General features: G+C 50.5%; 21 protein-coding genes. 16 read left to right on the forward strand and 5 right to left on the reverse strand.

Annotated elements, in window-relative coordinates; all coding sequences use genetic code 11:
- Positions 1-476: 476 nt before the first annotated feature.
- Positions 477-6,557 (reverse strand): hypothetical protein, encoded by a 6,081-nt coding sequence (locus tag CVU71_00005; GenBank protein PKN20220.1) that lies wholly within the window; start codon positions 6,555-6,557, stop codon positions 477-479.
- A 173-nt stretch (positions 6,558-6,730) separates the two neighbouring features.
- Here CVU71_00005 and CVU71_00010 point away from each other — a divergent pair, with 173 nt between their 5' ends.
- Entirely contained in the window at positions 6,731-9,022 is a 2,292-nt protein-coding gene (locus CVU71_00010) for an RNA-binding transcriptional accessory protein (protein ID PKN20221.1), read from the forward strand.
- A gap of 219 nt (positions 9,023-9,241) precedes the next feature.
- Here the strand turns inward: CVU71_00010 and CVU71_00015 are convergent, their stop codons facing one another.
- From CVU71_00015 to CVU71_00025, 3 genes are all read right to left on the reverse strand, one after another.
- A complete protein-coding gene (locus CVU71_00015; GenBank protein ID PKN20222.1) occupies positions 9,242-9,523 on the reverse strand; it encodes an addiction module toxin RelE in 282 nt (93 codons plus the stop codon).
- 6 nt (positions 9,524-9,529) lie between these two features.
- The gene (locus CVU71_00020; protein ID PKN20223.1) at positions 9,530-9,748 is read right to left on the reverse strand and encodes a hypothetical protein; all 219 of its coding nucleotides are present in this window, start codon (positions 9,746-9,748) and stop codon (positions 9,530-9,532) included.
- Between the two features lie 134 nt (positions 9,749-9,882).
- Positions 9,883-10,035: a hypothetical protein gene (locus CVU71_00025; GenBank protein ID PKN20224.1), complete on the reverse strand. Its 153-nt coding sequence runs from the start codon at positions 10,033-10,035 to the stop codon at positions 9,883-9,885.
- A 192-nt stretch (positions 10,036-10,227) separates the two neighbouring features.
- Here CVU71_00025 and CVU71_00030 point away from each other — a divergent pair, with 192 nt between their 5' ends.
- The 15 genes from CVU71_00030 to CVU71_00100 all read left to right on the forward strand — a co-directional run bounded on the left by CVU71_00030 (position 10,228) and on the right by CVU71_00100 (position 23,755).
- On the forward strand, positions 10,228-10,560 hold the full coding sequence (locus CVU71_00030) for a transcriptional regulator (GenBank protein PKN21012.1): 333 nt from the start codon (positions 10,228-10,230) through the stop codon (positions 10,558-10,560).
- Between the two features lie 10 nt (positions 10,561-10,570).
- A complete protein-coding gene (locus CVU71_00035; protein PKN20225.1) occupies positions 10,571-10,807 on the forward strand; it encodes a thioredoxin family protein in 237 nt (78 codons plus the stop codon).
- Between the two features lie 14 nt (positions 10,808-10,821).
- Positions 10,822-11,871 carry a hypothetical protein gene (locus tag CVU71_00040; protein PKN20226.1) on the forward strand — a complete coding sequence of 350 codons (1,050 nt, stop codon included), beginning with the start codon at positions 10,822-10,824 and terminating at the stop codon, positions 11,869-11,871.
- A gap of 72 nt (positions 11,872-11,943) precedes the next feature.
- Positions 11,944-12,741, forward strand: a complete 798-nt coding sequence (locus CVU71_00045; protein ID PKN20227.1) for a pyrroline-5-carboxylate reductase — start codon at positions 11,944-11,946, stop codon at positions 12,739-12,741.
- Positions 12,742-12,837: 96 nt separating this feature from the next.
- A complete protein-coding gene (locus CVU71_00050) occupies positions 12,838-13,257 on the forward strand; it encodes a thioredoxin (protein PKN21013.1) in 420 nt (139 codons plus the stop codon).
- Positions 13,258-13,965, forward strand: a complete 708-nt coding sequence (locus tag CVU71_00055) for a cytochrome C biogenesis protein (protein PKN20228.1) — start codon at positions 13,258-13,260, stop codon at positions 13,963-13,965. It abuts the gene before it with no gap.
- Between the two features lie 18 nt (positions 13,966-13,983).
- Positions 13,984-14,400 (forward strand): arsenate reductase, encoded by a 417-nt coding sequence (locus tag CVU71_00060; protein PKN20229.1) that lies wholly within the window; start codon positions 13,984-13,986, stop codon positions 14,398-14,400.
- Positions 14,401-14,426: 26 nt separating this feature from the next.
- Entirely contained in the window at positions 14,427-14,939 is a 513-nt protein-coding gene (locus CVU71_00065; protein ID PKN20230.1) for a hypothetical protein, read from the forward strand.
- Positions 14,940-15,024: 85 nt separating this feature from the next.
- Positions 15,025-16,131, forward strand: coding sequence for an arsenical-resistance protein (arsB, locus tag CVU71_00070; GenBank protein ID PKN20231.1), 1,107 nt, complete (start codon positions 15,025-15,027; stop codon positions 16,129-16,131).
- Between the two features lie 24 nt (positions 16,132-16,155).
- On the forward strand, positions 16,156-16,491 hold the full coding sequence (locus tag CVU71_00075) for an arsenical resistance operon transcriptional repressor ArsD (GenBank protein ID PKN20232.1): 336 nt from the start codon (positions 16,156-16,158) through the stop codon (positions 16,489-16,491).
- A 16-nt stretch (positions 16,492-16,507) separates the two neighbouring features.
- On the forward strand, positions 16,508-18,370 hold the full coding sequence (locus CVU71_00080) for an arsenic-transporting ATPase (GenBank protein ID PKN20233.1): 1,863 nt from the start codon (positions 16,508-16,510) through the stop codon (positions 18,368-18,370).
- Positions 18,371-18,591: 221 nt separating this feature from the next.
- Positions 18,592-19,218, forward strand: a complete 627-nt coding sequence (locus tag CVU71_00085; GenBank protein PKN20234.1) for a hypothetical protein — start codon at positions 18,592-18,594, stop codon at positions 19,216-19,218.
- Positions 19,219-19,495: 277 nt separating this feature from the next.
- Positions 19,496-20,992, forward strand: a complete 1,497-nt coding sequence (gene glpK, locus CVU71_00090) for a glycerol kinase (GenBank protein ID PKN20235.1) — start codon at positions 19,496-19,498, stop codon at positions 20,990-20,992.
- Between the two features lie 49 nt (positions 20,993-21,041).
- Positions 21,042-22,544, forward strand: a complete 1,503-nt coding sequence (locus tag CVU71_00095; GenBank protein ID PKN20236.1) for an anaerobic glycerol-3-phosphate dehydrogenase subunit A — start codon at positions 21,042-21,044, stop codon at positions 22,542-22,544.
- On the forward strand, positions 22,541-23,755 hold the full coding sequence (locus CVU71_00100) for an anaerobic glycerol-3-phosphate dehydrogenase subunit C (GenBank protein PKN20237.1): 1,215 nt from the start codon (positions 22,541-22,543) through the stop codon (positions 23,753-23,755). Before CVU71_00095 ends, CVU71_00100 begins: the two co-directional genes overlap by 4 nt.
- A 147-nt stretch (positions 23,756-23,902) precedes the next feature.
- Here the strand turns inward: CVU71_00100 and CVU71_00105 are convergent, their stop codons facing one another.
- Entirely contained in the window at positions 23,903-26,893 is a 2,991-nt protein-coding gene (locus tag CVU71_00105) for a pyruvate, phosphate dikinase (GenBank protein ID PKN20238.1), read from the reverse strand.
- Between the last annotated feature and the right edge of the window lie 28 nt (positions 26,894-26,921).

Here is a 26,921-nt window from a genome sequence, read left to right on the forward strand (position 1 = left end):
TACGATCAGGCATCCCAGTTGAAAATACGGGAAATTCGCCGCTCCCGCCGCCGCGTATTCCGCAAAACCGAATGTTGCTGTTAAAAGTACTACTGCCGCTGCCGCTACGATGGTTCCTAATGTCTTTTTCATGATCTGTTGCCTCCTGTGTTTGTTTAGGGTTTGCACCCGTTGTATGCAATTGCCTTTATACTAATGAAAAGACCGTGCCATCTTTGAACGGCGTGCAAAAGATATTTGCAAATATCGGATACTCATCATTATTTAACGATTGCCCCACCGGACGCCTCATGCCATAAATCATTTATTTCCATCTTTCTTTCAATGAAATGTTCAATCGGCTTGAACGATATGTAGAAAAATTGGCGGATGATTCACCGTCACAAAAACCGGCTGGAATAAATTTTTCTGACAGGATTTACGATCAGGAATATGTATTTTTGAATGACAGGGATAAACGTTATTGACGCAATACACTAATGCGTCCTGGCCATGACGTCTCTCACTTTACCGGAAAGAGACTTGATGGTGAAAGGTTTCTGTAAGAATTGCACACCTTCCTCCAGCACGCCGTGGCGGGCGATGACGTCAGCCGTATATCCGGACATGAAGAGCACTCTGATATCCGGTCGTATCGCAACCAGTCTTTCTCTCAAGTCTTTTCCGCTGAGACCGGGCATTACCACATCGGTAATCACCAGATCAAAAGCTTTGTCGGCGTTTTTGAAAAGCGATATGGCCTCCAGAGGGCTTGATATAGCCGTTACACCATAGCCGATGGATTCCAGCATTCCTTTGGTGATCTGGAGAACCATGGTATCATCTTCCACCAGCAGGATGTTTCCCTGGCCCGCGATTTCCGGTTCTTCTGCGGCTGCATCCCGGACATTTCCCGCCTCATTGGTATGCGGCAGGTAAAGACTGAAAGTTGTTCCACGTCCCGGTTCACTGTATACATTGATAAATCCGTTGTTTTGTTTGACAATGCCGTAAACGGTAGCCAGGCCCAGCCCCGTGCCTTTCCCCACCTCTTTGGTTGTAAAGAAAGGTTCAAAAATATATTGAACGGTTTCTTTATCCATGCCCATGCCGTTGTCGCTGAAAGACAGGCGGACGTAATGGCCGGGTGTAAAGCCTATGTGATTTCTGCAATAGAGGGCATCAAGAACGAGATTGGCGGTTTCAATGGTCAGTTTGCCTCCGTCAGGCATCGCGTCGCGGGCATTGACCGCCAGATTGATGAGAATCTGCTCAACCTGTGACGGATCGAACTTGATGGCCCAGAGATTCTCGGCCGGATGGAATTTCAACTCGATATCCTCGCCGATCAGGCGGATCAACGCCTTTTGCGTATGAACAATCAGATCATTCAAGTCGATGATTTTAGGTTCGATAATCTGTTTGCGGGAAAAAGCCAAAAGCTGAGTGGTGATGTCGCGGGAGCGGATGGCGGCTTTCTCGATTTCCTCAATATCCTTTAAAACCGGATGCTGTTTCGCCAGACGCAATTTTGCCAGATCCACATAACCCAGGATGACGCCGAGCATGTTGTTGAAATCATGCGCTACACCTCCGGCCAGACGTCCGACGACTTCCATTTTCTGGGCCTGTATCAGCTGAAGTTCCAGCTTGTCTTTTTCTTCTTCGGCCTTTTTCCGCGCCGTGATCTCCCGCCCGGCCATAAGCATGCCATCGGGCCGGCCTTTTTCGTCGCGGGTAAAGGTGGCCGTGACCTCCAGCCAGACTGTGCCGCCGTTTTTATGATACAATTCCTGTTCGATCGTTCTGGATCGATAAGGGTCAACGGGTTCGCCGCTGAATTCACGGGTTATTTCTTCCGCCACTGTGGTCTGAGCCAGCAAAGCGGATTCCGGTGTCAGGATCTGTTCCATGGGAAAGCCTGCAATTTCTTCGGGTGTGTAGCCCAAAACCCACAAACAGGAGGGACTGATATAGGTGTAGTGGAAATTCAAGTCAGTGGTCCAGATAATCTCGTGCATGTTTTCAATAATCATCCGGTAACGCTGCTCGCTTTTTTTCAACTCTTCCTGGGCTTTTCTTTTTTCCGTAATGTTGCGGCTGCTGACCATCACTCCCACCGGTTGGCCGCTTTCATTCCGGTTGAAGGTGGCCGTTAACTCCATCAGGACCGAGCCGCCGTTTTTGTGAATGACTTCCAGCTCCAGCGTCCGGGAGCGGCTGGGATCGATCGGTTTGCCGCTTGCTTCGAGCTCCAATTCTTCCGCCAGGGCTTTTTCCAGCATGGCATAAGATGCAGGTGTCATCCGATCCTTAACCGGCAATTTCATGATTTCTTCCGGCGTATATCCTGTGATCCTGATTTCCGACGGACTGACATAGATGTATTCAAAGTTTAAATCAAAAAGCGAAATGCTGTCGTGGACGTTTTCGACAATCATTCGATACCGCTTTTCGCTTTCGCGCAGAGCCTCTTCAATCTTTTTGCGCGCCACAATGTCTCTGGCGGCCAGCAGGATTTCAACGGCCTCGCCTTTTTCATTCCGGTTAAAAGTGGCCGTGACCTCGATCCAGGCAATCCCCCCGTCTTTCCGGTAAATTTCCAGCTCCATTGTTCTGGCCCGGCGGTGATCTAATGCCAGACCGCTTTGCTCATTGGCCAGTTCTTCCAGAAGTATTTTTTCGGCCCGGGCGTAGGATTCCGGTGTCATGATATCTTTAGGCGGAATGGCCATCATTTCATCCACCGTATAGCCGGTGATGTGCATACTGGAGGGGCTGCGGTATTTGTATTGGAGATTGAAATCCATGATCCAGATGACGTCTTGCATATTCTCGACAATCATCCGGTAGAGTTTTTCACTTTCGGCCAACGCCTGTTCGGCTTTTTTGCGCTGGGTAAAGTTTCTGCCCATGATCAGGATTTCCGTAATTTCGCCTTTATCGTTCCGGTTGAATGTGCCGGTGATTTCCAGCCAGAGGATGCTGCCGTCTTTATGCATGGCCTCAACCTCCAGCGTGATAGCCCTGTTGCGGTCAAATGGTCGACTGCTTCTTTCCAGAGCCAGTTCATCCGCCAGTCTCTGTGATGCGCGAATATAAGATTCTGGTGTGAGCAGTCGGCTCAAGGGAGTTCGTTTCGCTTCTTCCGGCGTATAACCGGTCACCTGGGTGCTGGATTCACTGACGTAGGTAAACTGCATGTCCATATCAATGGTCCAGATGACGTCGTTGACGTTTTCGGCCATGAGCCGGTAGCGTCTTTCATTTTCCGCCAGTGCCATTTCCGCTTTTTTGCGGGCGGTAATATCCCTGCTGGTCGCGATTAAACCGATGGGCTTTCCGTTTTCATCCCGTTGGAAGGTCGTCGTCGATTCTTCCCAGATGGTGCCGCCGTTTTTGTGATAAGCTTCCAGTTCCATAGTTACTGAGCGGTGAGGATCAACGGGTTTGCCGCTTTCTTCCAGTTCAAGCTCCCGGATCAGAGTTTTTTCGGCCAGTTCGTAGGATGCAGGCGTCATCTGATCCTTGAGCGGGATGCGCATAATTTCTTCCGGCGTAAACCCTGTGAGCCTGACTTCCGAAGGGCTTTGATAGGTGTATTGAAAATTTATATCCATGATCGAGATACTGTCGTGCATGTTCTCGACAATCATCCGGTAGCGCGCTTCGCTTTCAGCCAGCGCTTTTTCCATTTGTCTGCGTTCGGTAATATTTCTGCCGACGGCGAGAATTTCCGTCGGTTTGCCGCTTACGTCGCGGTTGAATGTGGTTATGACATCGAATAATAATGTTTTGCCGTCTTTGGTAAAGATTTCCATTTCCAGTTCGCGGGACCGGTTGAGATCGACAGGTTGGCCGCTTTCTTCCGCCAGCAGTTCTTCGGCCAGAATTTGCGCGGCCCGGTTGTAAGAGTCTTTAGACATGAAGTCGCCAAGCGACATGGCCATGATTTCTTCCGTTGTGTAACTGGAAAGACGATCATTGGAGGGACTGACATAGAGAATGCTTAAATCCAGACCAATTCTCCAGACGACATCGTTGGAGTTCTCCACCATGAGCCGGTAGCGTCTTTCGCTTTCCTTCAAAGCGTCTTCGGCCAGCTTCCTTGTCGTAATATCCTGCATGAAATTGAGCAGGGCCGGTTTCCCGCGATAGACAATATCTACGGATGTTACATGGAGATACATCATCGTTTGATCCGGTTTGATGACGCGTATCTCGTGTTTACCGGGCGTCGGTTCTCCCCGGAGCCTCTTTGCGTAATAATATTTTAACATTTTGCTGTCGTCGGGATGCACAAAAACGCCCAGCTCATTTTCTACAAGTTGATTGTCCGGGATGTTCATGGTCCGCAAAAACTGCGGGTTAATATAAACATATTTGCCGTCCTGGACGATGGAGACGCCGTCGCTGGTTGTTTCCAGCGCTTTGCGGTACAAGGTTTCACTTTCCCGCAGGGCTTCTTCAGCTTTCCTGCGTTCGGAAATATCCCGCGTGACCCCGACGATTTCCAGCGGTTTGCCGTTTTCATCCCGGGTGAAGCTGGCGCTGACTTCAACCCAGACCGGCTTTCCCGTTTTGTGCATCATCTGCAGTTCAAGCGTTCTGACATTTGGACCGGAAGGGGCGTCTCCTCTTGCTTCTCTGGCCAGTTCATTAGCCAGCCGGCTTTCAATCTCTTTGAATATATGGGGCGGCAAAATGGCTTTGAGCGGCATGGACATAACTTCTTCCGCTGTGAAACCGGTTAGATGGAAAACGGACGGGCTCAGGTAGGTATAGTTCCAGTTGAAGTCCAGCGTCCAGATGACGTCGCGAATATTGTCCGTGATCAGGCGAAGATGCAGTTCGTTTTCTTTTATTATTCTGCTTGCCATGACCCTTTCGGTTACGTCCCTGCCGAAACCGCCGAAGCCTGTCGGGGTTCCGTCGGATGAACATAGCCGCGAAAAGGTCATATCGAGATAGATGATGGAACCGTCTTTCCTGATCATCTTATGTTCATTGAAATATTGAGTCTTGCCCGTACGGTAGATTTCCTTAAAGGCTTTAACTTGCCAGTTTTCCTGCGGGGAGAGCAGTTTGAAACTGACTCCCTGCAGCTCATCGCGGGAATAGCCAAGCACACGACACAGCGAATCATTAAAGAAGATAAAATTTCCCCGGATATCCATTTCCAGGTAGGTTTCTTCCATGTTTTCAAGAATGTTACGGTATTTCTCTTCACTCTTGCGCAGGGCGGCCTCCGCCTTTTTAAGCTCGGTTACGTCTCTGACGAGCGTGTGAAATCCTTTTGGCCGGCCCGATTCATCATGCATCAGCGCGACATTTTGCTGATGGACCCGGATCGATCCATTCTTCTGAATTACCTCATAGTCAAACATAAACACAGGCGTGTCATTTTTGAGGATGTTGCGATAAATCTCGACCACGCGCTTGGCCGTTTCGGGGGATGAGTAGTGGCTATAATTTCTATTGATGATCTCCTCGCGCGGATAGCCCACAAGTTTACAACCGGCATCGTTCACAAACGTAAGGATGCCGCTGAGGTTTGTTTCAAAATAACCTTCCTGCATGATCTCCAGGATGGTGCGATACTTCTCTTCGCTTAAACGTTTTTCTTCTTCCGCTTTCTTGCGCAAAGAGACATCTCTGATCAGAACCAGGAAGCCGCAGGGTTTTTCCGAGGCGTCGCGTTTCAGGGCGACATTGATCTCATAGGTGATGACTGTTCCGTTCGGGCGCACAAGATTATAATCGACAAGGCGGTCTGGAAGGCCTGTGCGATAGACTCCGCCGAAGACATCCTTCATTTTTTGAGCGACTGCCGGCGTGAGATAATCATTGTAATGCATGCCGATCAACTGTTCGCGCGGATAGCCCATCAGCCGGCAGGCTGCATCGTTGGCAAAGGTTAGGCTGCCTTTCAGGTCCTGCTCGATGTAGCCTTCATCCATGATGTCCAGAATCGTGTGATACTTCTCCTCACTCTGCTGCAGGTCTTTCCGGGCCTTTACGCGCTGCGAGATATCCCGGACTACGCCTCGAAAACCGACAGGTTTGCCTGTGCGGTCGCGCAGCAGGGCAACTGATGATTCCACATCGATTTTCCCTTTATTTTTTTTCAGAATTTCCCAATCAAAGACTTTGACGGATTGTCCGGTCAGAAACACCTGGTGGAAAACTTCGTAGAGCTTTTTAGCATTGGTTTCATCAACAAGATTATGAAAATTAATTCCGCGGAGTTCTTCCTGAGAATAGCCCAGATCCCGGATGACCGTGTCATTTACGAAGTTGATATTACCCTTGAGGTCAACTTCAAAATAGGATTCTTCAATGTTGTCAAGGATATGACGGTAACGCCCGGCATCTTCAGTCAGCCCGGGAGTTGTTTGCAGAGAGGATAGAAGACTTTTTTCTGTTTTTTGCAGAAGCTTATTGACGGCGGCCGCGATGAGGCCGAGATCGTCGTTTTCCGAGGCAAAATCAAGTTTTGCGGAATAATCACCGGCGGCGGCATTTTCAAGGGAATCAAGAATTTTTGCAACGCGATCAGCTTTGCGTTTCGAAGTCATCGTTTGGTCACCTGTTCAACTGTGTTTCAACATTAACTGATTTTCGCCGCCGGACGCAAGCTTTAATTATAATGTGTATCGGCTGAACAAGGCCAAAACATAAACGGCCGATTGCATCCCTTGGCCGGCTGTGGTAAGGCTCCCGCTCCACTTAAAACCGCAAAGGGAAGAATATGATTTCGCTTCGATACGAAAAGATTGCACAGGAACTCGATATTACTGCAAAACAAGTCGCTGATACCGCTCTGATGATTGCCGAAGGAGCTACGGTTCCCTTCATTGCACGCTACCGCAAGGAAGTGACCGGAATGTTGGATGAAGTTGTTATCACAGCCATTCGTGACCGGCTTACCGAACTGGAAGAACTGGAGAACCGGCGTTCAGCCATTGTGAAGTCGCTTACGGAACGCAATTTACTGACGGAAGAACTGGAAGCCAAAATTGTCTCCGCTGAAACAATGTCCGTTTTGGAAGATATTTATTTGCCGTTTCGTCCCAAACGCCGGACGCGCGCGACCATTGCCCGGGAGAAGGGGCTGGAAGAACTTGCTGCTAAAATATTTGCGCAGGAAGACCTTGATGTGGCCGCGGAAGCCGCTTTGTTTGTAAGTGAAGACAAGGGCGTGGCAACGGTGGATGACGCTCTCGCCTACGCCCGCGATATCATTGCGGAGTGGGTGAATGAAGATACAGGCGCCCGGGCTAAAATGCGCGACCTTTTCTGGAATAAAGGTATGATCCGGTCGAAGGTCCTGCCCGATAAATTGGAATCAGGCATTAAGTACAAAGACTATTACGACTGGGAAGAGCCGGTTGCCACCGCGCCTTCCCACCGGGTGCTGGCGATGCGCCGGGGTGAGCGAGAGGAATTTCTGACGCTCTCGATCATGCCGCCGGATGAAGAGGCTCTGCTGATACTGGAAGAGCTGTTTATCCGCGGCGCCAACGAAGCTGCAAATCAGGTGAAACTGGCGGTACGCGACAGTTATAAACGACTGCTTTCACTTTCCATGGAAACAGAGACCCGGATGGAAACGAAGAAACGCGCTGATGAAACCGCCATCCGGGTGTTTGCCGATAACCTGCGTCAGTTGCTCCTGGCACCGCCGATGGGGCAAAAGGCCATCCTGGCGATCGATCCCGGTTTCCGCACCGGATGCAAGACGGTCTGTCTTTCCGCTCAGGGAAAGCTGCTTCATCATGAAACCATCTTTCCGCTCATGTCGGAGAAAACGCGTGACGAAGCGGGGCGGACCGTCGTGGCTTTGTGCAAAAAATTTGAAATTGAAGCCATTGCCGTAGGCAACGGCACAGCCGGGCGCGAGACGGAAAGTTTTTTACGGAGTCTGGATCTGCCCAAAGAAATTCTGGTGGTCATGGTCAATGAAAGCGGAGCGTCGGTTTATTCCGCATCGGATGCGGCAAGGGCCGAATTTCCCGATCAGGATATCACCGTGCGCGGGGCGGTTTCCATTGGCCGCCGTCTGATGGATCCACTGGCGGAGTTGGTGAAAATCGAGCCGAAAGCCATTGGCGTGGGCCAGTATCAGCATGATGTGGATCAGGGTTTGCTGCAGCAGTGCCTGGATGACGTAGTCGTGAGTTGTGTTAATGCGGTGGGTGTAGAAGTGAATACGGCCAGCGTTCAGCTTCTTTCCTATGTGTCCGGTCTGGGTGCAACGCTTGCGGAAAACATCGTCAGTCATCGCAACGAAAACGGTCCGTTTCCGACACGTGATGCGCTCAAAAGCGTGAAGCGCCTTGGTCCGAAGGCCTTTGAACAATCCGCCGGTTTTTTGCGTATTCGTGAAAGCGTGAACCCCCTGGATGCCGCGGCTGTTCATCCGGAGAGTTACGCGATTGTCGAAAAAATGGCAGCGGATCAGGGTTGCTCCGTCGTGGATTTGATGGCGGATGAGGCAAGACGGCAAAAGATAGTTTTGTCCAACTATGTAACCGATAAGGTCGGATTGCCCACTTTAAAAGACATTATGTCGGAGTTGGCCAAGCCGGGGCGCGACCCCCGGCGTCAATTTGAAAATGTTGTTTTCGCCGAAGGCATCAACAAAATAACGGATTTAATTTCCGGCATGAAGCTGACCGGCGTGGTCACGAACATCACGGCATTTGGTGCATTTGTGGATATCGGGGTTCATCAGGACGGTCTGGTTCATTTAAGTGAGATGGCCGACCGGTATGTCAAGACCCCTGCGGATGTGGTGAAGGTCGGCCAGAAAATTGAGGTGACGGTTCTGGCCGTGGATGCACAACGGAAGCGGATTTCCCTTTCTATGAAAAAAGCGCCGGGAGAGAAGAATAAGCCGGAGCATAGCGGCGAGGCGGCAGCCGCCGGAGATCGAAAAATCACGTCCGGACGGCAGGAAAAGAGGCCGGAAAAAAAGAAAGGCAGGGAAGCCCCCAAGCCTTTCAACAATCCTTTTGCCGAAGCGCTGAAAAAGAAGTAATGCTTGTTCTGTCAGTAAAGCCCGGCTCATGCCGGGTTTTGACCCTCTGAATTAAAATTGGTTCATCCGGTTGATGCGTCCTTTTATCTCTTTCACGTACAAACAAATGACTTTCAAAAATCCTGATATTGATGATTTCCATTCGAAAGATCAACGTCGAAGTGAGCCGGAGCAGCGCTCCCGGCGCTGCGATCGGCTTGAGCGACTTTTTTGCCCGATTTATTTGCTTTTTAAGTAGCTTTTGAGATCACTATAATAATTTTCATGAGAGCCGACCATGACAAGTTCTAAATCTTTGTCGGCTTTCCGATATGCCAACAAATATAAATTTGCTTTAAGTTTGAATTTATGGACAAATACGCCCCTCAAATCTCCTTTTTTCTCTTCGCTAATATTCGGCTTCTCGGCAATATTCTTTACCTCACGGTCTAAAGCTTCTTTTTCGGCTTTAGTCATCTTCTTAACTTTTTTCTCAAATAATTTTGATTGATAGATTTTCATTTTAACCTATCCAAACTTGTATTCTGTTTTCTCACCCTGATCCAATTCATCCAGTCCGAACAAGATTTCTTTAATAAGAGAATACGGCAAGTCTGGATTTTCTTCAGCACACTTTCCCAAACGTGCCCAGTGTTCGATTTGACCTGCAAGCGACCTGTGATCGATGCGACTAAATCTCTTCGCCTCATTAACTAGTTCTTCTGAAATTCTAACCGCTGTAGGCATATATTTCCTCCAGAATTCTTTTATGGTGCATAATATATCATAATGCAACATATTGCAATATATTGTTTCACGGGTAATGAAGAAATCAGCCGGAGCGCCGGTAGCGGCGATCGGGTTGAGAGATCTATTTGCTCTTATGGTCGGATTTCCACAAGCGTGCCACTTGGAACCAACTTATATACTTCTTTAATTCCTTTATTTGTAACGGCTATGCAGCCTTTTGTCCAGTCTAACCAAGCGTGAATCAAACCAAACCAACCTAACCCATTTTTAATGCCATGAATCATGATATTTCCACCTGGAGAAACGCCAAGCTCTTTTGCGCGTTTTTATCTTTTTCTGACATTCTGTTTCAGGAAGTATGCAATAACCGGATGAATCTTAAAATTTCATCCCTGCTCCTGAGAAAAGTTAAAATTTATCTTGACACATCATGGCTATTTGGCTATATGGCCAAATACGACAAGGGAGGACGTGCAATGAAAAGTTCCATCAAGCCTCAGTATGAGGCGCGGGCGGCAATCATCAAGGCGATGGCTCACCCCAGCCGTTTATTGATTATCGAAGAACTGAACAAAAACGAGCGTTGCGTTGGTGAATTGACGGATATGATCGGCGCGGACACGTCCACGGTCTCCAAGCACTTGAGCGTGCTGAAAAACGCCGGTCTGGTGACGGATGAAAAAAGGGCCAATTGCATTTACTATTCGCTGCGATGTCCCTGCATCATGAATTTCATCGGCTGTGTGGAAGATGTGTTGACCGCAAAAGCTGAAGATCACAAAATAATTATGAAATCCTGCAGAAAATAGGAGGTTCAAATTGAAAATAGAAATATTGGGAACGGGCTGTGCAAAATGTCATAAGTTGGAAGAGATGGTCAGGGAAGCCGTCAAAGCGGAAGGGATTTCAGCGGACATATCCAAGGTTGACGATATTAAAAAAATCATGGGGTACGGTGTTATGACAACGCCGGCGCTGGTCATTGACGGGAATGTAAAGGTTGCGGGCAAACTCCCATCTTCTGCGGAAATCAAACAACTGCTGGGCAGTAACTGAAAGGATCAATCAAAATGGCTGAGTGTTGCGTCGCGCCTGATAATGACAAGTCCAATAAACGGACGTATATTCCCTTTCTGCTGATACCGCTGGCGATTATCATTTATATCTTTTTGGATCCAGGGGTCGATTATCTGGTTTATAATATTTTGGGTTTGGATAAATCATCGCACTTGACTCAAGCGATTCGGTTTTTCCTTTACGACACGCCCAAAGTCATGATTCTGCTGACGGTCATCGTTTTTGTTGTGGGAATTATCCGGTCTTATTTCTCGCCGGAAAAAACCAGAAAAGCGCTGGAAGGAAAACCGCTTTTTATCGGTAACATCATGGCTGCCTCACTGGGTGTAGTAACGCCCTTTTGCAGCTGTTCTGCCATTCCCCTCTTCATTGGATTTGTAGAAAGCGGCATTCCCCTGGGTGTTACGTTTTCTTTTCTGGTCGCCGCTCCCATGATCAACGAAGTCGCGCTGGTTTTGCTCTTCGGACTTTTCGGCTGGAAAACGGCCCTGCTTTATGCAGGTACCGGTTTGATTATCGCGATTGTTTCCGGCTGGGTGATCGGCAAGCTTAAGGTAGAGCGCTTCGTCGAGGAATGGGTTTATGAAATAAAAGCCGGTGATTTTCAGCTGGCGGAAGAAACAGTCACCTTTCACGACAGAATCCAGGCGGGCTATACGGCTGTGGTGGATATTGTTTCCAAGGTCTGGATTTACATTGTGGCGGGTATTGCGGTCGGCGCTGCTGTTCACGGGTACGTGCCGGAAAACTTCATGGCCTCCTTCATGGGCAAAGACGCCTGGTGGTCGGTTCCTCTGGCCGTCCTCATCGGCGTACCGCTCTATTCCAACGCAGCCGGCATTATCCCGATTCTTCAGGCATTGCTCGGAAAGGGCGCCGCTCTCGGTACCGCGCTGGCCTTTATGATGTCAACCATTGGTCTTTCGCTGCCCGAAATGATTATATTGAAGAAAGTTATCAAACTGCCGCTTATTATTATTTTTGTCAGTGTCGTTGCCACAGGCATTATGATTGTAGGATTTCTGTTTAACTGGATTTATTAGCAAAAATAATCAGCAGGCAGTCTTGCATCATGTTGCCTGGTGAACGTAAAAATAAAAAATGGGGGAGAAAAGATGGGCGGAAAACTTGATATGAAAGATCTATCAGTCGGTTTTATCGGCGGTGGCCGGATCACGCAATTGTTCATGGAAGCATGGAATAATCAGGGTAAACTCCCGAAAAAGGTATGGGTCAGCGACAATAATGCAGCAGTGTTAGAAAGTCTAAAAAAGAAATATTCACATATCGAAACAGCCCTTGCGGATAACAGCAAGCCGTCATCCTGCGATCTGGTGTTTCTGGCGCTGCATCCGCCGGCCATTGCCGCCGTCCTTGATGAAATAAAGGGTAAACTGAAATCCTCCGCTTTTTTTATATCCCTTGCGCCGAAAATATCCATGGAAAAAATGTCATCGGCATTGGGCGGCTTTACCAGAATTGTCCGGATGATTCCCAATGCGCCGTCTGTTATCCATGAGGGGTATAACCCTGTTTGCTTCGCTCCGGCTTTAAGCGAGAATGAGCGAAGCAGTCTTTTACACCTTTTCAAAATATGGGGTGAAAGCCCGGAAGTGGACGAAGAAAAACTCGAAGCCTACGCGATTCTTTCCGCGATGGGGCCGACCTATTTCTGGTTCCAGTTGCAGCAACTACGCACACTTGGCGGTTCTTTCGGTCTGACGCAAAAAGAAACGGATCAGGCGTTGTATGAAATGATCAAAGGGGCTGCAAAGACATTGCTCAAAAGCGGACGTGAGTATGACGAGGTAGTCAATCTTATTCCCGTCAAGCCGCTGGGTGAAGAAGAGCAGGGTATCCGGCAGATTTATGAAACACGCCTGAAGGGTCTGTATTCGAAACTCAAAAGCTGATGGTTGTTGCGGTTTATGGAACGGGTTTGAACCAGCATGATAGAAATGGACTGAAAAAACTTAAGGAGATGATGGATGACTTTGCGTTCAAAAATAATGGGGATCCTGGCGTTGCTGACAATAGCGGCCTTCACTTTCACTGCGCTGGATTACAGCCGGGCTTTTGCTCAGAATAGAACCGGAAAGTCGGCGGCGGCAAAAGCGAGTAATCAGACAGGAGTAAAGGCGGGCAAAGTTTTGGTCACGTTTGTCGAAATCGGAGCCGCCAGGTGCATTCCCTGCAAGGCCATGCAGCCGATTATGAAAGCCGTGGAAGAAGAATATCAAGGGCAGGTTAAGGTTGTTTTTCACGATGTCTGGACGCAGCAAGGGCGGATGGACGCTGAAAAATATCATATTCGCATGATTCCCACGCAGGTTTTTCTGGACAAGGACGGCAAGGAATATTTCCGTCATGAAGGATACTTTCCGAAGGATGATCTCGTCTCGGTTTTGAAAAAGCAGGGAGTCAAGTAAATGATTGTTGATCTTTTCACCTGGTTGTCGCAGGCTTTGACGCAATCACCTGAAATCGCCATCGGTGCGGCTTTTGTATGGGGGGTGCTTTCGGTCATTTTGTCGCCCTGTCATATCGCATGCATTCCCCTGATTGTCGGTTTCATCGACGGGCAGGGCAACATCACCACGCGGCGGGCCTTTGTTCTTTCGCTGCTCTTCGGATTGGGTATTCTGATCACGATTGGCGTTATCGGACTCATTACCGGATTGTTGGGACGAATGATGGGTGATATCGGCGGCTACGGCAATTATTTTGTAGCTGTTATTTTTTTTGCCATTGGTCTTAATTTGCTGGGCATCCTGCCACTTCCTTTTATGGAAGGCGGAGCGAACCCGAAATATCAGCGCAAAGGATTGCTGGCCGCTTTTGCGCTGGGACTTTTATTCGGCATTGCTCTGGGGCCCTGTACATTTGCCTACATGGCCACTATGTTGGGAGTTGTTTTCAGCATGGCGTCCACAAAAATTGTTTTTGCCCTGTCCCTGCTACTGGCCTATGGCATCGGGCACTGCGCGGTTCTGGTTTTTGCCGGAACCTTTACAGAGGCAGTTCAGCACTATCTCCACTGGACGGAAAAATCAAGAGGTGCGGTTATCCTGAAAAAGATTTGCGGTGTTCTTGTGATATTGGGCGGTGTTTATCTGGCTGCACTGAATTGGATTTAAGCGTTAAAGGGGAACATGATGAAAAAAAGGGTCTTGTTTTTATGCAGCGCCAACTCCTGCCGTTCACAAATGGCAGAGGGCATTGCCAACTATTTTTTCGGCGATCGCGTTGAGGCATTTTCCGCGGGTACGCAGGCCTCTTTTGTCAACCCGACGGCGATAGAAGTGCTTAAAGAAATCGGGGTTGATATTTCAAAACATCAATCGAAGAATCTTTCGGTATTCGATGGACATCATTTTGATGACGTGATCACGCTTTGCGGCAGCGCAAATGAAGTCTGCCCGCTGTATATCGGCGGGGCGAAAAAGACGCATATTGGCTTTGACGATCCGGCGAAGGCCTGCGGAACGAAGGAGGAAATCGAAGGTGAGTTCCGTCGTGTCCGCGATGAAATAAAAGATAAGTTGAAGGTCTTATTTTCCGACCAGGCGTGACGCATCTTTTCTACAGGAGTTTGACCATGCAGGCAAAAATTCGACAAATCAGCGTAGGCGGCCGTCTCACGGGTGTCATCGGTCTTGATGAAGCCATCAGCGAAGCGGCCGGGTCCGTAAGGAAGGATGCCGACGAGACCGAAATTGCCCAAGAGATCATCCGGCGCATTGCCGGGAAGAATTATATCCCCGACAAGCTGCTGCCGGCCTATAGCACAGCGGTCATCAGGGAATACAAAAAATATCTGGGGCAGGATGTCGAAGAAGAACACTCCGATGAGTTGCGGGTTGTTATTTTAGGCCCCGGCTGTTACCAGTGCACGTCTCTGGAAAACACTGTGCGGGATATCATGTCCGAGATGAATCTCGCCTGCGACCTGGAGCACATAACCGATGTGCAGGAGATCGCCCGGTACGGCGTCATGGGGCTTCCGGCTCTTGTGATCAACAGGAAAATCGTTTCCACGGGCGTTGTTCCGGACAGGAAAATAATCCGCGAGTGGCTGGCTTTTGCGGCTCAAACTGCAGGGATAAAATAGCAGCCTCATGAGAAAAGAGGCATGGTTTTTTTCTATGCATTGTATTTAAGAAAATATATCATACAGGAAAGGAGAATCAGCAAAAATGAAGCAGCAGAAAATACCCCGATCGGAGCCGAAGCGGTTAAACGTCTTCGAACGATATCTTACCCTGTGGGTGTTGATTTGTATGGTGGTTGGCGTTGCAGTGGGCAAATTAATGCCCGATCTGGTGGGGGCGCTGAGCAAGCTGGAATTCGGCGAAGGATCTCAGGTTAACGTGCCCATTGCCATCCTCATCTGGCTCATGATTTTCCCCATGATGCTGAAGATCGACTTCGGGTCCCTGGGTGGCATCGCGAAAAAGCCCAAAGGACTGCTCGTTACTTTATTTGTTAACTGGCTGGTCAAACCCTTCAGCATGGCCTTGCTGGCTTGGATATTTTTTCATTATGTATTTGCCGCCTGGGTTGATCCGGAAACGGCCAAGAGTTACACCGCCGGTCTCATTATCCTTGCTGCTGCGCCCTGCACGGCCATGGTTTTTGTCTGGTCGTATCTGACCGACGGCGACCCCGCTTACACGCTGGTGCAGGTTGCGGTAAACGATCTGATTATGCTGGTCGCATTTGCGCCGATTGTCATGTTTCTCCTCGGAGTAGCCGATGTTATTGTACCCTCAAAAGTACTGATCACTTCGGTTGTTGTATTTATTGTCATCCCTCTGGCAGCCGGTTATATAACACGCACCGCTTTATTAAAGATCTATGGCAAAGAATGGTTTGAAAATCGATTTCTGCCTTTTTTTCATCCGGTAACCGTTGTTGCGTTGCTCCTGACGCTTTTGCTCATATTTGCATTTCAGGCGGAAAACCTCACGACCAAATGGGTCGCTGTGATCCTGATTGCCATACCCATTATCATTCAGGTCTATTTTAATTCCAGTCTGACTTACCTGCTCATGCGCTTTTTCAAAGTACCCCATAATGTGGCGTCGCCCGGCGCGCTCATTGGGGCGAGCAACTTTTTTGAACTGGCTGTGGCGGTGGCCATCACACTCTTCGGGCCAAGTTCCGGTGCCGCCCTGGCCTGCGTGGTAGGCGTTCTGGTGGAAGTGCCGGTGATGCTCTCGGTCTGTAACATCTGCAACCGTTCACAGGGTTGGTATAATCGGCTGCTGCCCGGAGCATCAGCAAGCGCGTGTGAAAAGTAATAATAAGGAAAGGTGGTTGGCCTGATGAAGAAAAATGAATTGATCATTTATGAGGGAGCCATGTGCTGTTCGACAGGCGTCTGCGGTCCGGAACCGGACCAGACCCTGATAGCGTTCAATGAAACACTGAAACGTCTGCAAACCGAGTATGGCGATCAATTAACGATCATGCGGGCCAGTTTGACGTTCAATAGTCTCATTTTCCTGTCACATCCGGAAATTGCCCGGCTGGTCAAGGAAAGCGGCCCGGAAATTCTGCCGATTACAACTATTAACGGCGACCTCATCGCCAGGCGAAAATACCTGACCTATGCGGAATTGAAAGCGGCTATCGAAGAAAAAATGAACCGCGCAAATTGAGGATTGATAAACAGAAATGATTAAGGATTTAATTAAACCTGACAAAAATCAGGTTAAGTATATATTTTTTAGCGGCAAGGGCGGTGTCGGCAAAAGTACGATGAGCTGTGCCACGGCAGTCTGGCTTGCGAAAGTGGGATATAAAACGCTGCTGGTCACAACCGATCCGGCGCCTAATTTGTCGGATATCTTCAGCCAGCCGATCGGCCATAAGATTTCGCCTGTTCAGGGGATAGACAACCTGCATGCCATGGAGATCAATCCTGATACGGCATCGGAGGAATACCGCGAAAGGATCGTTGCCCCCCTGAAGGAATTGCTGGATGAAAAAAACATGAATGTCATCCGGGAGCAATTGAAGAGTCCCTGCGTGGAGGAAGTTGCGGCCTTCGACAAGTTTATCGAATTTATGGACGATCCCGGCTACGACGTGGTTGTTTTCGACACGGCGCCGACGGGGCATACCATTCGCCTGCTGGAGCTGCCGAGCGGTTGGACAGAGACACTGAACGAAAACGCTGCCACATGCATCGGACCAGGAGCGTCTCTCCAGAGCCAGAAAGCCAAGTACGAAAAGGCGATTTCTTACCTTCAGGATCGCCAACGGACGTCCTTTATATTTGTTCTTAAACCCGAAAATTCATCTCTTCTGGAAACCAAAAGGAGCACGGAAGAACTATCCAAGCTGGACATTGCCACGAGTTTTCTGATTATCAACGGCATCCTGCCTGCGGAAGCCTGCACAGATGACTTTTTCCGGAAGAAAAAGGCGGACGAGGAAGGAATCATCGTGCGGATCGCTGCGGAGTTTCCTGCATTGGAGAAGGTCTTATATCCACTGCGTGACGCCGAGGTGTCGGGAATCGCACTCCTTCACAACGTGGGAAACTTTATTTACGACGGGAAACAGGATGGAAGTCAAAGCCAGGAATCGGTTGTGACAACAAACATGGGGGTCACGCAGTCGTTCTATCGCAAGGCGAATGGCCTTGATTTATTAAAGTCGTTAAACGGTCGGCGGTATATCTTCTTTACCGGCAAAGGCGGTGTGGGCAAGAGCACCATTGCCAGCACGTCCGCCCTGTATCTGGCCGACCACGGGTATAAGACGCTCATTGTCACCACGGACCCGGCGTCCCATTTGCACGATATCTTCGGTCAGGCCATCAACCATGAGCCCTCGAAGATCAATGGCGTGGAAAATCTTTATGCGGCACGGATTGATCAGCGGCAGGCGTTGGAAGAATACAAAGTAAGAATTCTGGAAGCCGTCAAGGGCCAGAGCGAGGAAACAAAAAAATCCATCGAGGAGGATTTGAATTCCCCCTGCGCCGAAGAGATGGCGGCCTTCGAGAAATTCATGAGTTACTTCGAGGCCGGCGGTTACGACATCACTGTTTTCGATACGGCGCCAACGGGACACACCCTGCGTCTCCTCGAGCTTCCCACCGACTGGAAGGGATTTATCGACCTGGGAACGCTCACGAAGCAGACCTCGGAGGCCACGCAGAACAAATATGCCGACGTCATTGAAAAAATGCGCAACCCGAACAAGAGCGCCTTTGTCTTTGTCATGTATCCCGAATACACGCCCATGGTCGAGGCCTGGCGGGCAGCCGAAGATCTGAAAATGCAGGTAGGCATAGATACGGCGGCGTTGGCCGTCAACTATATTCTGCCGAACGACGCAGGACACAATGACTTTTTCGATAAAAGGCGAAAGCAGCAGGAGAGGTATCTTGCCGAGATTGAAGCCCGGTTCCACAAACTGATGATCTTCGTTCCTCTTTTAGATCACGAGCCGAAAGGTGTTGAAAGTCTGAGAAGTCTCGGACGGGATATCTTTCTGCAGATGACAGGAAGTAATGATGACGGATAAAATCATTATCCATGGAGCCGGCAATCGTCCTATCCGCCATCAGGCTCGCGCGGCTGACGGGGACAGAGCTGCTTTTATCAGCGTGGGGAGATATCCGGAAAAACTCAATGAAACGAGAAACAGCCGCAAAGGCAGACGATATTAATCATGAGATTCCATTTGCACGGTGTGAAAACCGGCGAGAAATATGACTCTATTTATTCGGGGAGGTAAATTTATCTGTGGTGAAGATTAAAAAGCTGCCATTATTGATAATCGCTGTTTTGGGATGTTTTGCTGTTTTGCTGACTTTGTCAGGTTCTGTAACAACGGCCTATGGACAAGAGACATTACGCGTGGTTCCGTCTCTGGGGTCGGGCCCCTATGACGTGCTCATGTTTTCCGACTACTTCTGCCCGCCCTGCAAACGCATTGATGCAAAGGCCGAACCGCTGTTTAAAGAGCTGCTTTCCACGGGCAAAGTCAGAATTACATTTATTGACGTGCCGTTTTCACGGGCGACGCCGCTGTATGCCAGGTATTACCTTTATGCGGCGGGCGCCAACGGCGGAGCAAACAATATTTTGTCCGTGAGAAGAAAACTTTTTGAAGCGGCGCAGGTTTCACGCATCCAAACGGAAGAAGCCCTGCTGGGTTATCTCCAGCGGGAAAAGATTGCTCTCAAAATGCTGGATGAAAAAAAAATTTTCCCCCTCATGAACGCGCTCATCAAGGAAAATAAAATAGATGAGACGCCGACCTGTGTCATTACGTATTCCGCGACGGACATGAGAAAATTTGCGGGGGCAGATGAAATCTGGGTCGGATTGAACGCGCTCAAAGCGCATCTGGGTAAGGTGAAAAAATAGCCGGGAGTAGGCACGAGTGGGTTTCCCGTATCATCAAAAAGAATATTCTCGGGTCTTCCATCGCCTCTTCATGGCATGGCAATATAGGTTGACGGGATGATCCTGTCCTTCGAAAAGATTCCGATCCTGCCTTAAATGACGTAATCTTGACCGTGCAAACGGGAATAAAATGTTATAGGATTACAATATCAGTCAAGCAATACCCGCAGACAGGCAATTGCCGGTTTAAGTGATGTGCGGGATGCTTGTTTTATGAACATCATGAAGGAGCGCAGGCATGAAGAGATCATACATCTTAGCACTTGATCAGGGCACAACCAGTTCCCGTGCCATCATTTATGATGACGAAGGGCAAGTCGTCAAGGTTGCGCAGAAGGAGTTTACGCAGATTTACCCCAAGGCCGGCTGGGTGGAACACGACCCGATGGAGATATGGGGATCGCAAAGCGGCGTGGTGAGTGAAATTCTGGCCATGACCGGCATTGCGCCCGAAGAGATAGCCGCCATCGGCATCACCAACCAGCGCGAAACCACCGTTGTGTGGGAAAAGCAAACCGGAAAGCCGGTTTATAATGCGATCGTCTGGCAGTGCCGGCGTACGTCGGCTATCTGCGACGACCTCAAGGCCCGCGGTCTGGAAAGTTATATTCGCGAGAATACGGGATTGGTGCTGGACGCCTATTTTTCGGCAACCAAAGTAAAATGGATCCTGGATCATGTGGAAGGCGCGAGGCAGAAAGCCTCGCAGGGCGAGCTTCTCTTCGGGACGATCGATACCTGGCTGATCTGGAACCTGACCCGGGGCAGGGTGCATGTCACTGATTACAGCAATGCTTCCCGCACCATGCTTTATAATATCAAAGAACTGAAATGGGATGAAAAAATATTAAAGGAACTGGACATTCCGGTATCGATGCTGCCCTGCGTGAAGCCGTCCAGTGCGGTCTATGGCAATACGGATGCCCGGCTCTTTGGAGCGGAGATACCCATTGCCGGGGATGCGGGCGATCAGCAGGCGGCTCTGTTCGGCCAGGCCTGCTATGCGCCGGGGATGGTTAAAAACACGTACGGCACCGGCTGCTTCATGCTGATGCTGACCGGGGAAAAGCTGGTTCATTCGGAAAACGGCCTTTTGACCACGATTGCCTGGGGTGTGAACAATAAAGTGGAATACGCTCTGGAAGGCAGCATTTTTATTGCCGGTGCGGCCGTCCAGTGGCTGCGCGACAGCCTGAAAATTATTTATGACGCCAAAGACAGCGAATATTTTGCAACGAAAGTTGAAGATTCCATGGGCGTGTACGTTGTTCCCGCTTTTGTGGGATTGGGCGCCCCCTACTGGGATATGTATGCCCGCGGCGCCATTCTGGGGCTGACCCGGGGAACGACGAGAAACCACATCATTCGCGCGACGCTGGAATCCATTGCCTACCAGACCCGGGATGTTCTGGAACTGATGCGCAGCGAAGGCGGCATTGACCTGCGTGAACTGCGCGTGGACGGCGGAGCGTGCGCCAATGATTTTCTCATGCAGTTCCAGTCGGATATCATGGGTGTGCCGGTTGAGCGTCCGGAAATTATCGAAACAACGGCTCTGGGAGCTGCCTATCTGGCCGGACTGGCCGTGGGTTTCTGGAAAGATGAATCCATGATCGCCGAACGGCGGAAGGTCGATCGAAGATTCAAACCCGTCATGAGCGATGATAAAAGAGAAAAGCTTTATGCCAAATGGAAAAAGGCGGTGCGCTGCGCCATGCATTGGGAGGGTGAATAAAGCAGGAGCAGATGCACAGAGACACAAAGCGGCAAAGGACAAGAAATAAATGATTAAAACGGACGTGATCATAATCGGCGGCGGGTCCACCGGCTGCGGCATTGCCAGAGATCTGGCGCTGCGCGGCATCCCCCATTGCCTGATTGAAAAGGGCGATTATGCCGCGGGAGCCACCGGCGCCTGCCACGGCCTTTTGCACAGCGGGGGGCGCTATGCGGTTTCCGATCCCATTGCCGCCAGGGAATGCTTTGACGAAAATATGATCCTGCGTAAAATCGGGGAAAAATGCGTGGAACAAACCGGCGGGCTTTTTGTGCGTCTGCCCGGTGATTCCAAACGGTATCGCGATTTATTCCTCAGAAAATGTGATGAAGTCGGCATTCCCACGGAAGTTCTGTCTTCCAGCAAAGCGCTCGAACTTGTGCCGAATCTCAATCCGGAGATTGAAGAAGCGATTAAAGTTCCGGATGCTTCCATTGATCCGTTCCGTTTGTGTATGCTCAACATGATGACCTCCCGGCTCCACGATAACCTCATCCTGACGCGTCACAGGGTGACGGAAATTATTAAATCGCATGGCCGCTGTATCGGGGTCAGGACGATGCATACGGTTACGGGTGAGATCAAAGAAATTTACGGCAACATCATTGTCAATGCCGCAGGCGCGTGGAGCAATCTGGTAGCACGGCTTGCCGGCTGTGAAGTCCCGATCACTTTGTCCAAGGGGTCGCTGGTCATCACCAATCACCGCTTAAGCGATATGGTGCTTAACCGGCTGCGGCCGTCTTCGGACGGCGATATTATCGTGCCGAATGAGGCGGTCTGTCTGGCCGGTACGACATCGTTTGCCGTGGAAGATCCGGATAAGATCAGTGTGCGGGCCGCAGAGGTCGATACCATTATCAGCGAAGCGGGCCGCATGGTGCCGCATTTCAACCAGACCCGCATTATTCGCGCGTTTTCCGGCGTCCGTCCCCTGATCAAGTCAGGGAAAATGGACAGCCGGGAAATATCCCGCGGGTTTCAGATTATCAACCATGAAAACGGCCTGTACAGTATTGTGGGAGGCAAACTGACGACCTACCGGTTGATGGCTGAAAAAATGGTGGATGTCATCATGGAGGCGTTTAATCTCAAAAAGGAATGCGAGACCGCTGAAAAGCCTCTGGACGGACAGGAAGAGCTCAGCGGCTATCCTCTCTCCAAACGCCTGGCGGATATGCAAAACATTATCTGCGAATGCGAGCTTGTCAACAAAAAAGACGTTACACGGACCATCCTGCAAACCGGTACAAAGCATGTCGGCGACATTCAGCACCGGACGCGCCTGGGTATGGGACCCTGTCAGGGCGGGTTCTGCACGTTTCGCGCTCTGGGGATGATGCATGATATGAGCGTTTTGACGCCGGAGGAATCTCTGCAGGGCCTGCGCGAATTTCTTCAGCGGCGGTTTCGCGGCATCCGCGGCGTTCTCTGGGGGGATCAACTGCGGGAAGAGCAGCTCATCGAATATATTTATCTGGGCATTTTCGCCATGGAGAAAAAACCATGAGCGGGATGAAATACGAGCACTGCATCCGCTGCACGATTTGTGTGGAAAATTGTCCCGTATTTCGTGTGAACCCGGCGTTTCCCGGGCCGAAGCAATCGGGGCCGGATGCCCAGCGCTTCCGGTCGGACAGGGAAAAAGCCGGGGATGAGTGGGTGCTTTTGTGCAGCCAGTGCAAGCGCTGCGAAATGGCCTGCCCCTGCGGCGTGGAACCCGCTCAGATTATCCTCCGGGCGCAGCAGCGATACGGGCGGGAACATCCGCATTCGCCGGCGCACCTGCTGTTTGCCAACAACTATTATTTGAGTATGCTGGGTTCTCTCACCGCGCCGCTTGCCAATTGGATTGCCTCCATGAAAGCCGGAAAAAAGATATTCAATGCCCTGGGGATCAGCACGGCTCTTCCTTTCCCGAAATTTCGTTTCCGCGCCTTGCGTCGGGAGAAAAAAATCCGCGGCCGAAGCGTCCGGAAGGTTGCTCTTTTTTACGGTTGCTTTATTAATTTTTACCGTCCGGATATCGGCAGAAAAATTATCGATTTGCTCAGGTCATTTAATCTGGATGTTGTTTTGCCGCCTCAGTGGTGTTGCGGACTGCCGGCGCTGGGCAACGGGAATATTGCACTTGCCAGGCGTTTTGCCGTGAAAAATGCCGCGTCCCTGTCCAACTATATCGATGCCGGATACGATATTCTGTATTCCTGCACATCGTGCGGTCTGTGTCTGCTCAATGATTATCAGGAAATCATGCAAATACCACAGGCCAAAAAAATTGCCGAAAATACCTATGATGTTCATGAATACATTTTAAGGCTCATGGATGACGGTTACATTAAACCGCAGTTTCAGGACGTGAACCGCAAACTGGCTTATCACATTCCCTGTCACCTCCGGGCGTTGGGTATCGGTTATCCGGCGGCAAAGTTGATGGCGTTGATTCCCGGGTTGGAATGTCAAATACTGGATGATGCCTGTTGCGGACTTTCCGGCAGTTATGGTTTTAAAAGGAGCAATGAAAGTACGTCCATGCAACTGGGAAGCAAAGCCGTGTCGTTGATCCGGAAGACAGCCGCGGATGCCATCGTTGCTGATTGCGGTTCCTGCCGCATGCAGTTGGGGAGCCTTTCCGGCATGCCGTCGTTTGACCCGGTGGAGATTCTTTGCGAGTCACTGGGGGTAAATGGCCAGAAAAACGCTAATGCCGATAAACGATAAGGCCTTCTGAACGGTTATCGGGGTTTTTGAAATAACGGGATGTGCATGGAAATCACCCGACAGGCAGTGCGGATGGGTCAAAATAAAACAGCCGGAGCAGTTATCTTTTTGCTCCGGCTGTTTTTTATTCAAAATCCGCTGAAGATATTATTTCTTCTTTGCGGTCTTCTTTACTGCGGGTTTTTTAGCAGCGGCCTTTTTCGGCGCGGCTTTCTTTACGGCAACTTTCTTAACTACCGTCTTTTTGGGTGCTGCTTTCTTTGCTACAATTTTTTTAACCGGTTTTTTGACAGCCGCTTTTTTCGGTGCTGCTTTTTTCACCACGACCTTCTTGGTGACCGATTTGGCTTTGGGTTTGGCAACCGCTGCTTTCTTTACTGCTTTGGCCACAGCCTTTACTGCTTTAACGGCGGCTTTCTTTGCCGGCGCTGCATTTCTTAATGCCGCCTGCGCTGCGGCGAGCCTCGCGATCGGCACCCGGAAGGGTGAGCAGCTGACATAGTTCAAACCGGTCAGATGGCAGAACTCAATGGAGCTCGGATCTCCGCCATGTTCGCCGCAGATGCCGACTTTCAGTTTTGGGTTGACGCCCCGGCCTTTGGCTACGGCCATCTGAACCAGCTGGCCCACGCCGCCGCGGTCCAGGACTCGGAAGGGATCGACCGGCAGGATCTTCTTTGCGATATAGTCGGGCAGGAATTTGCCGGCGTCGTCGCGGCTGTAGCCGAAGGTCATCTGGGTCAGATCGTTGGTGCCGAAGGAGAAGAAAGCCGCTTCGGTCGCGATTTCATCGGCGGTGACGGCTGCGCGCGGCACTTCAATCATGGTGCCGACGGAATAATCGACTTTCACACCGGTTTCTTCCATGACCTTTTTGGCGGTGGCGACGATGATTTCCTTCTGCGAGGCAAGTTCCTTCACGGTGCCGACAAGCGGTACCATGACCTCCGGACGCGCGTCCACGCCTTCTTTGGTCAACTGACAGGCGGCTTCAAAAATGGCGCGCGCCTGCATTTCGGTGATTTCCGGATAGGTGATGCCCAGGCGGCAGCCGCGATGCCCCAGCATCGGGTTAAATTCATGAAGCGCATTGACTTTGGCCTTGACCGCTTCCACGGAGATGCCCATTTCCTCAGCCATTTCGCGCTGGCTTTCTTCTTCATGCGGGACGAATTCGTGCAGCGGCGGATCGAGCAGACGGATGGTGACGCCGTATCCTTCCATGGCTTTGAGAATGCCGTAGAAGTCTTCGCGCTGCATCGGCAGCAGTTTGGCCAGAGCGACTTTGCGGCCTTCCAGATTATCGGCCAGAATCATTTCGCGCACGGCCTTGATGCGGTCGCCTTCAAAAAACATATGTTCGGTGCGGCAAAGGCCGATGCCCTGCGCGCCGAAATTCCGGGCGACCGCCGCATCGTGAGGCGTATCGGCGTTGGTGCGAATGCCCAGTTTTTTGGCTTCGTCAGCCCACTGCATGATGATGCCGAAATTGCCGGAGAGTTCCGCCGGACGTGTTTTCACTTCGCCCAGCATGACTTCGCCGGTGGAACCGTCGATAGAGATGTAGTCTCCTTCTTTGACGAGAGCGGTTTTAAACTTGATTTCCTTCCTGGCATAGCTGATTTCAATGTCACCGCAGCCGGAGACGCAGCATTTGCCCATGCCGCGCGCGACAACGGCCGCGTGTGAGGTCATACCGCCGCGCTGCGTGAGGATGCCCTGCGCCGCCGACATGCCTTTGAGGTCTTCCGGTGAGGTTTCAATACGGACCAGAACGACTTTTTCACCGCGTTTATTCCAGTCATCCGCGTCATCCGCGTTGAAAACCACGCGTCCTGTTCCTGCGCCGGGGGAGGCGGGAAGCCCCTTGGTGATGACGTTGCGGACTGCCTGAGGATCAAAGGTCGGATGGAGCAGCTGGTCGAGCGACGTCGGATCAATGCGTAAGAGAGCCGTCTTCTTGTCGATCAATTTTTCGTTAACCATATCCACCGCGATGGTGACGGCGGCTGCTGCCGTGCGTTTGCCGGTGCGGGTCTGGAGCATCCAGAGTTTATGATCCTGGATGGTGAATTCGATATCCTGCATTTCCTTATAATGATGTTCAAGTTTTGTGTAAGTATAGACCAGGTCTTTATAGGCGGCAGGCATGTATTCTTCGAGAGACGGGAATGATTTTGTCCGATCCTCTTCGCTTATGTTGTTGTCTTTGGCCCAGCGGCGGGATCCTTCCACCGTGACCTGCTGCGGGGTGCGGATACCGGCGACGACATCTTCACCCTGGGCGTTGATCAGGTATTCACCATAGAACAGATTTTCACCCGTAGCCGGATCGCGGGTAAAGGCAACGCCGGTGGCACAGCTTTCACCCCGGTTGCCGAAGACCATCGCCTGAACGTTCACGGCGGTGCCCCATTTATCGTCAAAACCGTTCATCTTACGATAAAGGACGGCGCGCGGTGTGTTCCAGGACATAAATACCGCACCGATGGCGCCCCAGAGCTGTTCTTTGGGATCAGAGGGGAATTCCTTGCCCAGTTTTTCCACGATGAGCTTTTTGAAACGGGCGACCAGTTCCTTTAAATCACCAACCGTCATGTCCAGATCGGCTTTGACGCCCTTTTCGGCTTTGAGCGCGTCCATAACTTCCTCGAAGGGGTCATGCGCGTCTTTGTCTTCCGGTTTGAGCCCCATAACGACGTCGCCGTACATCTGAACAAAGCGCCGGTAGGAATCCCAGCCGAATCGTTCGTTGCCGGATATGCGGATGATGCCTTCGACGGTTTCGTCATTGAGGCCGAGGTTCAGAACGGTGTCCATCATACCCGGCATGGAGACGCGCGCGCCGGAGCGGACGGATAGTAAAAGAGGATTGGACGGATCTCCGAATTGAGCCCCCATGGATTTTTCGACTTTTTTCAGCGCCGCTTCTACGTCTTTTTCGAGTCCTGCGGGGAAGTGCTTATTGTTCTCGTAAAATTCAACGCAGACATCCGCTGTGATTGTGAATCCCGCAGGTACGGGAATTCCCAGATTCGCCATTTCGGCCAGGTTTGCCCCTTTGCCGCCGAGAAGGTTTTTCATGCTGGCAGTGCCTTCATTAATTCCCTTCCCGAATGTGTAAACACGTTTAGCCATATACTTATCTCCTTTAGAAAGAATTTTA

It is taken from the genome of Deltaproteobacteria bacterium HGW-Deltaproteobacteria-6 (genome assembly GCA_002840435.1).
In the GTDB taxonomy this organism is placed as follows: domain Bacteria; phylum Desulfobacterota; class Syntrophia; order Syntrophales; family Smithellaceae; genus UBA8904.

Bases quoted from the DNA above. Each gene is read 5' to 3' on its own strand.
- glpK (PKN20235.1), top strand. From the start codon at position 19,496: ATGAAGAGATCATACATCTTAGCACTTGATCAGGGCACAACCAGTTCC.
- CVU71_00015 (PKN20222.1), bottom strand. From the start codon at position 9,523: ATGAAAATCTATCAATCAAAATTATTTGAGAAAAAAGTTAAGAAGATG.
- CVU71_00100 (PKN20237.1), top strand. From the start codon at position 22,541: ATGAGCGGGATGAAATACGAGCACTGCATCCGCTGCACGATTTGTGTG.
- CVU71_00045 (PKN20227.1), top strand. From the start codon at position 11,944: ATGGGCGGAAAACTTGATATGAAAGATCTATCAGTCGGTTTTATCGGC.
- CVU71_00060 (PKN20229.1), top strand. From the start codon at position 13,984: ATGAAAAAAAGGGTCTTGTTTTTATGCAGCGCCAACTCCTGCCGTTCA.
- CVU71_00075 (PKN20232.1), top strand. From the start codon at position 16,156: ATGAAGAAAAATGAATTGATCATTTATGAGGGAGCCATGTGCTGTTCG.
- CVU71_00050 (PKN21013.1), top strand. From the start codon at position 12,838: ATGGGGATCCTGGCGTTGCTGACAATAGCGGCCTTCACTTTCACTGCG.
- CVU71_00020 (PKN20223.1), bottom strand. From the start codon at position 9,748: ATGCCTACAGCGGTTAGAATTTCAGAAGAACTAGTTAATGAGGCGAAG.
- CVU71_00055 (PKN20228.1), top strand. From the start codon at position 13,258: ATGATTGTTGATCTTTTCACCTGGTTGTCGCAGGCTTTGACGCAATCA.
- CVU71_00010 (PKN20221.1), top strand. From the start codon at position 6,731: ATGATTTCGCTTCGATACGAAAAGATTGCACAGGAACTCGATATTACT.
- CVU71_00025 (PKN20224.1), bottom strand. From the start codon at position 10,035: ATGATTCATGGCATTAAAAATGGGTTAGGTTGGTTTGGTTTGATTCAC.
- CVU71_00040 (PKN20226.1), top strand. From the start codon at position 10,822: ATGGCTGAGTGTTGCGTCGCGCCTGATAATGACAAGTCCAATAAACGG.
- arsB (PKN20231.1), top strand. From the start codon at position 15,025: ATGAAGCAGCAGAAAATACCCCGATCGGAGCCGAAGCGGTTAAACGTC.
- CVU71_00080 (PKN20233.1), top strand. From the start codon at position 16,508: ATGATTAAGGATTTAATTAAACCTGACAAAAATCAGGTTAAGTATATA.
- CVU71_00065 (PKN20230.1), top strand. From the start codon at position 14,427: ATGCAGGCAAAAATTCGACAAATCAGCGTAGGCGGCCGTCTCACGGGT.
- CVU71_00005 (PKN20220.1), bottom strand. From the start codon at position 6,557: ATGACTTCGAAACGCAAAGCTGATCGCGTTGCAAAAATTCTTGATTCC.
- CVU71_00105 (PKN20238.1), bottom strand. From the start codon at position 26,893: ATGGCTAAACGTGTTTACACATTCGGGAAGGGAATTAATGAAGGCACT.
- CVU71_00095 (PKN20236.1), top strand. From the start codon at position 21,042: ATGATTAAAACGGACGTGATCATAATCGGCGGCGGGTCCACCGGCTGC.
- CVU71_00030 (PKN21012.1), top strand. From the start codon at position 10,228: ATGAAAAGTTCCATCAAGCCTCAGTATGAGGCGCGGGCGGCAATCATC.